The 13,100-nt window shown below is 49.7% G+C and carries 10 protein-coding genes; all 10 read right to left on the bottom strand.

Annotated elements, in window-relative coordinates; all coding sequences use genetic code 11:
* Nucleotides 1-221 precede the first annotated feature (221 nt).
* Nucleotides 222-953 (bottom strand): nucleoside phosphorylase, encoded by a 732-nt coding sequence (locus ACDE64_RS05130; RefSeq protein WP_411349211.1) that lies wholly within the window; start codon nucleotides 951-953, stop codon nucleotides 222-224.
* Nucleotides 954-956: 3 nt separating this feature from the next.
* Nucleotides 957-1,634, bottom strand: a complete 678-nt coding sequence (locus ACDE64_RS05125; protein WP_411349210.1) for a sulfite oxidase-like oxidoreductase — start codon at nucleotides 1,632-1,634, stop codon at nucleotides 957-959.
* A gap of 93 nt (nucleotides 1,635-1,727) precedes the next feature.
* A complete protein-coding gene (locus ACDE64_RS05120) occupies nucleotides 1,728-2,651 on the bottom strand; it encodes an ABC transporter permease (protein ID WP_411349209.1) in 924 nt (307 codons plus the stop codon).
* Entirely contained in the window at nucleotides 2,635-3,702 is a 1,068-nt protein-coding gene (locus ACDE64_RS05115; protein ID WP_411345421.1) for an ABC transporter permease, read from the bottom strand. Before ACDE64_RS05115 ends, ACDE64_RS05120 begins: the two co-directional genes overlap by 17 nt.
* Complete coding sequence (locus ACDE64_RS05110; RefSeq protein WP_411345420.1) at nucleotides 3,699-5,207, bottom strand: ABC transporter ATP-binding protein; 1,509 nt, start codon at nucleotides 5,205-5,207, stop codon at nucleotides 3,699-3,701. Before ACDE64_RS05110 ends, ACDE64_RS05115 begins: the two co-directional genes overlap by 4 nt.
* A gap of 188 nt (nucleotides 5,208-5,395) precedes the next feature.
* Complete coding sequence (locus ACDE64_RS05105) at nucleotides 5,396-6,430, bottom strand: BMP family lipoprotein (protein WP_411345419.1); 1,035 nt, start codon at nucleotides 6,428-6,430, stop codon at nucleotides 5,396-5,398.
* A 691-nt stretch (nucleotides 6,431-7,121) separates the two neighbouring features.
* A complete protein-coding gene (locus tag ACDE64_RS05100) occupies nucleotides 7,122-8,294 on the bottom strand; it encodes a polysaccharide lyase family 1 protein (RefSeq protein ID WP_411349208.1) in 1,173 nt (390 codons plus the stop codon).
* Between the two features lie 607 nt (nucleotides 8,295-8,901).
* On the bottom strand, nucleotides 8,902-10,161 hold the full coding sequence (locus ACDE64_RS05095; RefSeq protein ID WP_411350232.1) for an AAA family ATPase: 1,260 nt from the start codon (nucleotides 10,159-10,161) through the stop codon (nucleotides 8,902-8,904).
* Nucleotides 10,162-10,527: 366 nt separating this feature from the next.
* A complete protein-coding gene (locus ACDE64_RS05090; protein WP_411350231.1) occupies nucleotides 10,528-11,967 on the bottom strand; it encodes an RtcB family protein in 1,440 nt (479 codons plus the stop codon).
* Between the two features lie 20 nt (nucleotides 11,968-11,987).
* Nucleotides 11,988-12,812: a nucleotidyltransferase domain-containing protein gene (locus tag ACDE64_RS05085; protein ID WP_411349207.1), complete on the bottom strand. Its 825-nt coding sequence runs from the start codon at nucleotides 12,810-12,812 to the stop codon at nucleotides 11,988-11,990.
* Nucleotides 12,813-13,100: the final 288 nt, after the last annotated feature.

Below are 13,100 nucleotides of genomic sequence, written 5' to 3'. Positions count from 1 at the left end.
CGTATATTGGGGATTTAGAAAACGCTTTAATTTCAATAAATAGTGGGGGAGTGGGAAGAGACGCTGTTAGTAGGCTCCGCTTCGGAAAGGGTTGTGGAGACAGCTCCGTGCTACCTTCAACCATCTCGTTCCTTTGGAATGACAGGCAGAATGAGAATCTTAAAAAACAACAAAACGTCCACCCAATAGAGTTGGATGGACGTTTTGTTTGTAAATCGGATCTATTCAGCATGCTTCGCCAATTGCACCGTCGCCTGAATGGCGGCTTCGATTTCGCGCTGGATCGCATTGGCTACGGTGTTCGTATTCGGATCGTATTCCTCTGCCAGATCGGCATCGGCGTAGCCGTCTAGGGCGACGATGGCTCCGGCGCGTGCGCCGCGCAAGGTAGCGATCACGTAGAGAGCAGAGATTTCCATTTCGACGGCAAGGGCTCCGGCTTGTTTGAACTTTTTGTGTGGAAACTCTTCGACGCCGTTGAAGAAGACGTCCAGTGTGACGGTGATGCCTTTTTGTACGACGCCTTCGCTTGCGCGTGCAGCGCGGTACAGGGCTTCGGTTACATCGCTATCCGCTACAGCGGGGAAGCCATCCGGTACGAGCTGGCGAGTCAATCCGTCGGTGCGCACCGCCGCGGTACTCACGATTAGGCTACCTGCGGGATGGTCGGCGGAATAGGAACCGGCTGTGCCGACGCGGATGAGCGTTTTGGCTCCGGCGCGAATCAGTTCTTCAAAACAAACCGCTGCTCCCGGGCAACCAACACCGTGGCTGACAACGGCGATTTCTACACCATCGCGTGTGCCAACGAAACTGCGGTATTCGCGGCTGAACGCCAGCTCGCGCGGATTGTCCAGCTGTGCTGCGATGACGGCAGCACGCTTCGGATCGCCACAGACGATGGCGTATTCTGGAATATCTTCACTGTTCACCTGCAAAATGGGCATCAACATGCTTCAATCATACTCCTTTTTCGTCCATTCATCTTCCGGGATTGGCAATGCCTCGCCGGAGAAACGTTCTTCGCGAAACGGATCGGCTTCGTTATGGAACCCATTTTGCTCCCAAAAGCCGGGACGGTCTTCTATCATAAATTCCAGACCACTGATCCATTTCGCACTTTTCCAAAAATACAGCTGTGGCACGACCAGACGCATAGGCCACCCATGCTTCGGCGTGAGCGGCTTACCGTCATAATGATATGCCAGCAGCACATGATCGTGCAGCAATTCCCCCAGTGGAACATTCGTCTCGTAATCGTTGCCGCCATGCACCATCACATATTTTGCTTCGGGCTGCACATCCAATTGCTCCAACAGATCGCGAAAACGTACACCTTCCCAGACGGTATCGAATTTCGACCAGCGAGTAACACAGTGAATATCGTCGGTCATTTGCACTCTGGGTAGTGCAGACAATTGCTCAAACGAAAATTCCTGCTCCCGATTCACTGCACCGAAGATGCGTAGCCGCCATGTTGCCAGATCAATCTCCGGTACTTCCCCTTCATGCAGAATAGGGAAGGTTTCGGTCAGAAACTGCCCCGGTGGCAGTCTCTTCGCCTGTTCCTCTGTTATATTGCGGGATAACGGTGTCTTGGATGATTTGATGCGTTCTGCCTTGGTGCGTGTCATCTCCGTTCCTCCTTATTGTGCCTTGTTTGTCTTTCATTTGTACAGTACACATGCTTCCCAATGTACGTTCATTCAGTTGTCAAATGGGCGTAATCAGCGCGAGCTTCCGTTAGCACGCTGCGCATCCTTGAGATAACTGCGATCTTTGAAAAAGAACATCGCTACCAGTGTCACGATATACGGGAGCATCTGCGTGAACTGCGCTGGCAATGCAAACCCTTGCAAACGAATGCTAAATGCGTCCATCAGCCCGAACAGCAGACTCGATGCGACCACGCCGAGCGGGTTCGATTGTCCAAGCATCGTCGCCACCAGCGCGATAAAGCCGCGTCCCGCCGTCATGCCTTCGGTGAACATCGTCACCTGACCGAGCGACAACTGCGCGCCCGCTAGCCCGCATAACATACCGGATACTAGCACTGCACCATACTGAATGCGGCGTACCGGAATGCCCAGACTTTGCGCGGCAACCGGATTCTCACCAGCGGCACGTAGACGGAACCCGCTGACCGTTTTGAACAGATAGATCCACATCACAATCGCCGCCACAAATGCTGTATACACAAGCGGTGAATGCCCGGAAAAGATCCCGCCGACTACCGGAATGTCCTTGATCAGCGGAATGTCCCATTTCGGTAATCCCTGCATATTTTTATCGTAATACGCACCTTTCACATCGAAGATCGCTCGCAGGCAAAAGGTTGTCAGCCCCGCCGCCAGAAAGTTCAGCGAGATGCCGACTACGATCACATTCGCCCTCAAGTTGATGCTAATATACGCAAACAACAATGAAAACAGCATCACACAGATGACCGCAAATACGACCGCCAACCACACATTTCCTAACAAATGATTGCCCAGAATCGCGGAAAAGGCACCAACCAGCACCAGCCCTTCCAACCCGACATTGAACAGTCCAACACGCGCACAGATCGCGCCGCCAAGTGCCGCTAGCAGAATAGGCGTCAGGATGCGCAGTGTAGAGTTAAAAAGCGAAATATCAAACAGCTGATCCATTGTTTTTACGCTCCTTTCTGCGCTTGAGGAACAGGTAGCCGAAGCGAGCCGACACGAACAACGTCAATGTCGCCTGAATGACGCTCGCTACTTCTAGCGGTACATTCGTATTACGCTCCACGCCCATCGCCCCAGTTTGCAGCGCCGCCAGCAGAATACCTGCTACCGCCGTACCAATCGGATGCGAGGAAGCAAGCAATGTCGCCATAATTCCACTCCAGCCGTAATCTGCCGAAGTGAGCGCCCCGTCCAAATAGCGGTGCTGTGTACCAAGCACTTCGCCAGCGCCCGCCAGTCCGGCGAGTGCGCCGCTTGCCAGCATGGCTACGACCATCATTTTGCCACGCTTGACCCCGCCGTATGCCGCGAAAAATGGGTTGTTACCCAGCATCCGAATCTCATACCCGGACACAGAATGATGAATGAATATATAGATCGCGACCGCTGCCAGCACAGCTAGAATGAAGCCCGCATGTAGACTCATCCCGGAAAATAGCTTCGGCAACCACACATCCGCAGGCAACATCGGCGTCTGCGACATTGCCGCTGATCCGGTGCGATCCTTGAGTGGAAACGACACCATATATCCTGCGAACAACGAAGCGATATAGTTCAGCAATAGCGTCGAGATCAGCAGATTCACACCAAAGCGTGCATCCATATACCCCGCAAACAGCGACCACAATCCGCCGACCACCATACCAACCAGCAGCGATACGATCATCACCAGCCAGCCCGGTCCCGGCATATATAGACCGGTAATCGCTGCCGCTAGTCCGCCCAGCACCATCTGCCCAGTCGCTCCCATGTTGAAAAATCCCGCTCGAAACGCCAGCGCTACACCCAATCCGGTCAAAATAATCGGTGTTGCACGCGTCAGCGTATTCGTCAGAAAATAAAAACTGCCAAATGCGCCGTTCCACATTTCTCGGTACGTATCAATGACTGAATCGCCGATCAGCATAATGGCAACCGCGCCTGCCAGCAAACCGATCACGACCGCGATGACTGGCTGAAGCAGTCCTAGCAGTGTACGTTTTAGTGTATTCATGATTGCCTTTTCCCTCCTGCCATGAGCAGACTGATCTGCTCCTCGGTTGCGTCCTCTGCCGCCAGCTCACCAGCGATTTTGCCTTCGTACATAACTAGAATGCGATCGGACAGCTTCAAGATTTCGGTCAATTCAGAGGATACTAGCAAAATGCCATCGCCCGCCTGACAACGTGCCAGCAATTCGCCATGAATCAGCTCCATCGCACCAACATCGACACCGCGTGTCGGCTCAGCGGCAATTAGAAACGGTTTGTTCTGCGCAAATTCGCGCGCCGCAATCAGCTTTTGTAAGTTACCACCAGATAGAAATTGTGCCTGCGTATCCAGCGAGCCTGTTTTGATAGCAAATCGCTTCACCCAACCGTCCATCACCTGTCGTAACGATTTGCGGTCGATCAGCCCTTTTTTGCGATATTGATGCTGATGCCCCATTAAGCCGTTGTCGAGTACGGTCGCTTCACGCGAAGCCCCCCATAGATACCGATCTTCGGGAATATGCGCTAACCCCTGTTCCCGAATGCGGCGTACTGGCGCACCGGTTACATCGCTACCGTTCAGCTCAACTGTACCGCTATCCGGTTGCTGCAATCCGGCGATCACCTGCAACAATTCCGATTGCCCATTACCGGAAATGCCAGCAATACCAACAATCTCACCCCGGTGTACTGTAAGCGATACGTTATCCAGCAGCGGCTTGCTGCCTTTGCCACCAGATAGCTGCAATTGTTGTGCATGCAGTACGACTTCCCCCGGCTGTCGTCCGGCACGGCTCATCTGTACCAGCTCACGCCCAACCATCAGACGCGAAATCTGCTCCTCGTCTGTCGAACTGGCATCCATCTGTCCGGTAATCACACCATCACGCAATACAGTAATACGATCCGCTGCTTCCATCACTTCATGTAGCTTATGCGTGATCAGAATGAAGCTTTTGCCCTGTGCTGCCAATCGCTTGATCGAACGTAGCAGCTCCTTGACCTCACCCGGCGTAAGTACACCTGTCGGTTCATCCAAAATGATCACATCCGCACCCTGATACAGCACCTTCAGAATCTCGGTTCGCTGCTGTACCCCAAGCGGACAATCGCCCGCCTTTTTCCACGGATCGACTGGCATGCCATACTGCTCGCCTAGCTGCTTGACCTTATCCGCAGCCGCCTGTCGGTCAAAAAAAGCGCCTTTTTTCGGTTCACCGCCAATGACGATATTTTCCGCCAGTGTGAAGCTTGGAAATAACATAAAATGCTGATGCACCATCCCGATGCCTTGCCGAATCGCCTGAGACGGGTCATGAAAATGAACGTCCTTGCCGTTCACCAGAATGCGCCCGGACGTAGGCTGCTCCATGCCATACAGCATACGCATCAGCGTCGTTTTGCCTGCGCCATTCTCGCCGACAAGCGCATGAATCTCACCCTTTCGCACATCAAAATGAATATCGCGATTGGCGGTAAATTCGCCATACTTTTTCGTAATGCCCTGCATTTCCAGCAAAACCGTCATCTGTTCATTCCCCCTCTGTACAAGATGTCTGCATCCCTTTCATTGAGTATGCGTGAGCCATATACGCTTCACGTAAGCGATACAAGATTCATAAAAACACAATAAAACCGGCTGCTCGGTGAAGCAGCCGGTTTCGTCAACTTGCCGTGCTCGTATGATTGTGTATGATCAGCGATCAGGATGAATCCTTATTGCTCCAGCGGATTTTTTACAGTAATCTTGCCGGAAATAATGTCGTCCTTGATCTGTTTTAGCTTGGTGATATTGTCTTCGCCGATGAATGGGCTTAGCTTGGATTCGCTGTCTTTGGTTACGAAGGTCAGACCAACGCCCTCTTCCTTCAAGCCGTAGTTGGCGGAACCAAATTGGAAGCTACCATTAGCAAAGTCTTTGACCGTTTCATACGCGACTGCATCCGTGCCTTTCAGCTGGGACAGTACGATATGATCGGGGTCTTCAACGGTACGGTCGGTATCCTGACCAGAGGTGTAGAGATTTTTCTCCTTCGCGGCTTCGAATACGCCGAGATCGCTTGTTGCGGATGCGCCAGCAACAAAGTCTGCACCTTGACCGTATTGTACCAGTGCGAGTTCTTTTGCTTTTGCCGGGTCGTTAAAGCTGCCGACATAACCGATCAGGAATTTGGCTTTCGGATTGACCGATTCCAGTCCCTGCTTGAAACCTTCGCTGTATTTTTTCAGCAGCGGTACGTCCTGTGCTGCAACCATACCAACCACGTTGGTCTTAGTTGCGAGTCCAGCAGCCGCGCCGAGCAGATACGATGCTTCATATTCACGGAAACCGACGCTGCGCACGTTCGGCAGATCGACCGTAGTATCAATGATAGCAAACGATTTGTCCGGGTTTTCCTGTGCGACCTGTTTCAGTACATCTTCCGCTTGGAATGTAGCGGTGATGATCAGATCATAATCCTCTGCGACGGTAGCACGCATATTTTGTTCAAAAGCGGTTGGATCGGACGATTGGATCGTTTTTGTTTCCACGCCAAATTCTTTGCCGGCTTTTTGGAACCCTTCATCCATCTGTACGAAAAACTGGTTCACGCCGATTTCTTCCGGAAGGACGAGTGCAATTTTCTTCTTCGCGGTGCCGCTTTCACTGCCTGAAGCCGATTGTTCGGAAGTAGAACTACCCGAGGCACATGCAGACAGCATTGCGACGAGTAACATCAGAACAATGACGAACGAAAAACGTTTCGACATTGGTTTTTATTCCCCTTTTGTTTCAAATTTGTCTTTTTTATTTTTAATAATGCTAATGGAATTTGTCGCCTTTTGTCAAATAGTTTTTTGCTATATGTCTTATAGGGGGAGGTTTGGCACATTATTGGTTCGTCCACTCCGGAAAGGAATAAGGGAACGGACTCCGGTGGAGCCGCGGGAATCTTTTGGAATAGGAATAGAATGAAGATTCCCGCCCCTCCAAAGTCGTCCTTTTCCCTTATTTCCTTCCCTCCGTTCCGAGCTTAATGTGACCAAACCTGTTTGGTGGGTGGGTAGTTTTGGAGTGCGGGGGTGCAGTATGTAACTTGTATCGCATGGTGTAGGGATTGTTTTGTTTTAGTCTTTTACTTTGATTGGTTTGTTCGTTTGTTCGTTTGTTCGTTTGTTCGTTTGTTCGTTTGTTCGTTTGTTCGTTTGTTCGTTTGTTCGTTTAAGGTGATTTTGTTTTTTGGTCTGCTTGATTTCAAGCTATTTTTTAGGGCAGGATAAGGGGCGTTGGTTGGATGTTGATTAAAGTCTTCTGTAGATTATTGTGAATTTTGGTGGATTGGGTATGGGGATTGGTGTGGTGGGAATAGAATGCAAAAAAAGCCCTTGTTCCGGTGATGAAGGAACAAGGGCTTGGGGGTGGAGATGGTTTTGGCTGGTTTTTTGTGTGTTTTATTTTACTTTATTTTGGACCTGCGTTGGCTTGGACGCTGTTAGGGACGTTGGCGGCGTTGTCTACGGTGAAGCTGTATGGGAACGTTACGCTTGGGTAGGTTGATGCTTGTGCGTTCGTTCCGGTTGTTGCGTTGTAGACGTTGTTGCGCTCGTAGAATTTGTAGCTGTCGCCGCTACTGTCCAATCCGACTTGGTGGCTGTTATTCGTTTTGTAGAAATAGTTGCCTTCGGAGAAGATGTTACCGCCGCTGCCGATTTGGGCGGCGTTGTATTGTTGCTGGTTGAAGCCTTTGGAGTTGTTGCCGGACGGCTGGGTGCTGTTATCGAAGTAGTTGTTGTACATGTGTACATAACCACGCAGCAGTGGGCGTCCTTTCATATTGGGACCGAACCAGTTGTGATGCAGCGTAACATGCAATTTTTTGCCGCCGTATTCGTAGGAGTCATTTTTGTTGGAGCCGATGATCATCGCCAGACGCTCGGAAGCCAGATCTTGGTTCGTGCCGACCCAGTTCCACAGTGGGTTCGGGTTCATGTTCAGCCATGTATCGGTAAAATAGAAATGGCTATTCGATACGGTCGCATAGTCCGAACCTTGGGAGATGACGAACAGATCGTCGCTAATGTTGTACATCGTTACATGATCAACCCAGATGTTACTCGTACGACGGAAGGAAGCACCCAGATAGTTTGTGCCGATGCCGCCGGGCTGAGTGTCCGCGCCGCTCAGGTTTTGCAGGTCTTTGATATTGCCGTAGAAGGTGATGTTTTTGATAACCACGTTCTCGATATTGGTGCCGGATGCCAGCAATTCGCCGCTGAATTTCAGTTGGATATTTTGTAATACGGCTCCGCCGCCAGCTGCGCCTTCGATAGTCGTGTTGTTCCACTTAGTACTGTCAAATGTAAACGTTTTCGGTTTGGTGCCGCCGTAAATATTGCCTTTGATCACAATATGATGCTTGTTCGCATCAAACGCATTTTGCAGTTCGGTCAGATTCGTTACCGTTACTGCTGCTTCATTGGAACCATTCGTTGTAGCATAACCGCCTGTAGATGCGGCATACGCGTGCTCGCCGCCTGTCCATGGTAGTACAACCGCTGCCAATAACGCGGTACTAAGTAGCGACAATTTTATTTTAGAAGAAGTTTTGTGTCGCAAAGACAATCTCGTTTTCAATGAAAATACCTCCCGATCGAATAAAATATAAAGCAACAATCAACACAGTAAAGATGGCATAGCAGACTTATTCCTAAGCAGCTGTCATTATGTACAGAACAACGGTGTAACCGGGAAGATCACAATCACGGATTGGAAATAACAAGTCTTTATTCCTTTTATCCAAATCGTTTGGTTACATCCATCTTCTGAACCAATTATAGAATTATATGTATTTTTATTCCATATAAAACGAGCGATATTCCTTATGTATATTCATTTATATAAAATACGGAAACCGTAATCTTATACGGCTCTACAACAAGCTAGTCAGCATATTCTATTCATCCCTTTTGCAAAACCGATTCCTTCCTCTCCTGCCTTCTTCTCCATTCGCTTGCTATATTTCTCTATTTTCCACCCGTATTATGCAAGCTTCCGTTTTATGATTCCTATCCAACATGGACCATATAAAAATAAAGACATTGCACAGATCGCATCTATCTCGTCTTCCCACCACAGCAAAAAGCAGCCAGTGCACGCACTCGCTGCTTGATTTTGCCTCTGTCGTATTTATCTTTATCGTATTGGTTGTAAGTAAATGATGTGATCTATCTCCATCTATCTCTTAGAAATGAAAGCCCATTCGACCTTCGCCATTGCGTAGCCAGACGCCTTTACGGCTCTTGTCCAGCTCGCCGCGTAGCCCTTGAATGACTTCATGCAGATCCAGCTTGCCTTCTTCGTGCCAGTGCAGTGCTGCCGATACATACAACTCACCCAGCTGGGCAAATGTAAAGCCTTCGGTAATGCGCGCCGCTTCGACCACCGTTTCGTCGCCGGCAAATTCATGCAGCTTTTTGCGACGGAAATATTCCAAACGCAGCGCTTCATCCGGCAGCGTGATCTCGTATGCACGGTCAAAGCGTCCGGCACGATTCATCAGACCGGGGTCGATCTTTTCTGGATAGTTGGTTGTGCCAATCAGGAAAATCCCTTCCTTCGACGTCGCGCCATCCAGCGTATTCAGGAAAAAGGAGCGCGCCTCCGTCGGCATGGAGTCGATATCCTCGATCACCAGCACCATCGGCATCATCCGCCCTGCTGCTTCAAACACTTCTTCAATCGATTCGCTGCTTGTATATTCGGTAATTTGCCAGTAAGCGACTGGTCCTGGGACACTGCCTGCAATCGATTTAACGAGCGTCGTCTTCCCGTTGCCGGGATGACCATACAGCAGAATCCCGCGTTTATACGGAATATCGTATTTCTCGTAAAAGCTGCGATCCTCTTCAAAAAAGCGATCCAGCGAGCGGTAAATATCCTGCTTAATCTCCGGCGGCATAATGACATCATCACGCGATACGGCACGACTGACCGGTTCCAGCTGACGGTTAATACCATGTCGACCATCGGTGAACACTGTTACCCGTTTTAGACTTTGCTGCCGCTGACGCACACGTACATCTGCCAGAAACTTCAGCAGTGCCTCATCGCTAACTGCAAACACGAGATCGTCATTCGAAATGCCATGTTCGCGGAACACCGGCATTCTTGCTAATGCAACGCCAGCCTCCGTATAAGCAAACACGTTATTTTTCAGCGAGCGGTGCACATCAAAGTCTGGCTCCGGCTTGTCACCATCATATAAAAATGTCCATTCTTCCAGCCGGTCATAAATGCGGACAACATGCTCCAGCTTGTCTACGCCTGCGCGCACATCATCCTCTAGCAATGCCCAGTATTCCACATTCGGGTCTTCGCTGGCATACAGCTTATATTCCACCCGATATTGTTCCCACAGCTTCTTCTCGATTCCCGCGATAATACGGGCATAATCAGCATAACGTGTGGACAGATGAGGGTCCTGTTGGTCATATACAATAATTGCGTCCGCTGTTGTTGGTTCGGCGGCACGCGTAGGTTCGTTACTGGTGCGGTAGGTAGAATCCAATCCGTCACCCTCCTTTGTAGGTTCATTTTATAAAATTTGTTCTATCGTATTTCATACAATCGTTCATTATCGAGATACATCAGGTCATGCTATTGATCAAAGGTACAGACATACTGCTCAAGATGGATAAGCTTCATCTGATACAAAATATAAACTCATGTTATACAAATTCCATGATGTCGTACTATACAATGAAATACCTGTATCAAATGAAGTATGTCTGATCCAACATTCATGGTCTATCTTGGATTATACGCCTTTGCTCCGCAAAGTTGTAATGAGTCGAAGTCGATGCTCCGATTAGTTGGTGCCTTTGATCGCTGCCAGCGGTTTGCATTTGGCTACAACGGAAGCCAGTCCAGCACCAGTTACACTTTCGATAATCTGATCGACGTCTTTGTACGCCTGCGGGGATTCATCCAGTATACTCGCCAGCGAGCGCTGATTGACGACAATTTCGTCATCCGTGCCCACTTTCATGGAACTGGCGAATTCGTCCACTTTTACCAAACGCTTCGTCGCGGAGCGGGAACGTGCCCGTCCGGCGCCGTGGCAGATTGAATAATAATTGTCTTCGCCACCCGGCGCGCCGACCATAATGTATGAGGATGTGCCCATTGAGCCGGGAATGAGCGCTGGATGCCCAGTTTCCAAGTACGGTTTGGGATTGCCGGGATGTCCAGCTGGCAAGGCGCGAGTCGCACCTTTCCGGTGAACAAATACCGATTCGTCGCCGCGATATTCTGACCACGCGTAATTGTGCATCAGATCGTACAATGTACGCATCTCACACTGATTGCCAAACACATCGCGGAATGCTTCACGAATGGCAAATGCGATCAGATGGCGATTCACGGTTGCATAATTCAGCGCCGAATACATCAGATTCACATAATGCTGTGCTTCTGGATGTGACAATGGTAGAAATGCCAGCCGCGAATCAGCTGTGCCCAGTCCAAGCCGATGCATAGCGGCGATCATGGCTGGATTGCTATCCTGACTAATACCGCCGCCCCATGAACGTGAGCCGGAATGAACCATAATGGCAATTTGTCCATCGTACATGCCCCATGCCTCAGCGATATGACGGTTTTCCTCATCAATCTCCAGCGCTTGTATCTCGGCAAAATGATTCCCACCGCCAAGTGTACCGAGTTGACGATGCCCCCGATGCCACGCACGATCGCTCACTTGATTCAGTACATTTTCGTCAAATTTGAAGCGGCTTTCTTCAACATGCGTAAGGGACGTTGATTTTTTGGGAGTATAGCTGTCGGGTACGTATTTACCGGGCAGGGCGTGCAGCCCTTTGTTCACGACATGCTCCAGACGCAGATCGCTAAAGTGCCCGCGTTGTTGTGAATCCATCGGTAAATATTTCTCAATCGCTTTGACCAGCTTACGGCGCAGCTTGACCTCCTTGAGATCATCGCGGTGCAGATTGGTCAGATGCACCCGCATACCGCAGCCGATATCGCTACCGACGATGGAAGGCGATACACATCCGTCTTCACCGCCCCAGACCGCAGTTGTGCCAATGCAGGTTCCGACGCCTACATGCACATCCGGAGTATAGCCCATATAGCGAATGCCCGGAATTTGTAGATTGTTGTTCGCCATGGCGAATACTTTATAGTCCAACCCGGCGAATAATTCGGGGTTAGCATACACGCGAAGATCCCCAGCAGGAAGCTTCACTTCGTGAATATATGGATTTGCGCCAGGATGGCTGCTATCCATTAAAGGATGTTGATTTGTTATCATAATGGGTTTAAACCTCTTTCTATTGTTGAGCTTGTATGCCACACTTCAGACAGCGTATCGCGGAACAATTGATCTAATCTGTTATCGATCGACTCGGCAGGCGCAACTTGCGCTCCTGCCAGCTGTTCCAATTGAGGAATCTGTACTGCAAGAAACTCGTGAATCGATACGATGCGCGGTTCCAGATCCAATTCTTCGCCGGACATTTTGCGTTGTAATAGTTTATGAATATCGCTTTTTAATAGACCTTCTGGCAGCAATTCATCCACCAGCGTATGGAAGGACATTGGCGGTATCGTGCCTTTTTCGACAATCCAGCGGCAGGCAAGCACTGGGCGCAGCACGTAAAAGTACTTTTTGCTCTTTACCATCTCGCCCTGCAAATATCCGCGGTCATTCCCTTTTGCCATATGCAGGTAGTGATACATGCAAGCACGCGGTGAGAAGCCAAGCGGCGATAATTGCCTGATCTGCTCTGCCAGTGAGTAGGCTTCATGATACACAATTGGCGAAGCTAACCATTCCAGCAGTGGCGGATTTGATTTGCGAAATAGATTCAGTGCCTTGATCAGATCCCAGCCGTTTACATCTAACTGGTCGCTGATTGGATATTCGATAACATCACGACGCTGGAAAATAGACAAATACCATTCCGGCTTGTGTACATACACGAAGCGCACATCGTAGTCGCTATCCAGCGAAGGAAACCCCCACGCTCTGCTGCCTGATTCGCAGGCATATAGTATTTTGACATCTTGTTCTTGTTCAATCCGCTGAATCTCCGCACGGATTATCACTTGCATCTCATGACTTACTTGCATGTCAATCACTCCTTTCGTGTCTCTGTTCATGTATTGTTGTAGGCTGTACGTTTTGTGTATCTGACTTTTATATGCCCAGACTAGCTGCAATGATCGCTAACTATACAAAAAGCCGCAACCCTTGTTACGGGCTGCGGCTTACGTCTGTTGAATCGGCAGCAATTCTGTTGAGGAAATGCGGCTCTGATCCAACAGGATATGCAGTTGTCATGCTCGGCAATGAGAGAAGTTAGACAAATGATGACAGGTGGCAATCCATATTTGAGCGATCACTATCATAGCGATCCA

Source organism: Paenibacillus sp. WLX2291 (assembly GCF_046603665.1).
Taxonomy (GTDB): domain Bacteria; phylum Bacillota; class Bacilli; order Paenibacillales; family Paenibacillaceae; genus Saccharibacillus.
Note: the sequence above shows the minus strand (reverse complement) of the source record. Positions and strands in the feature narration are given on the sequence as shown.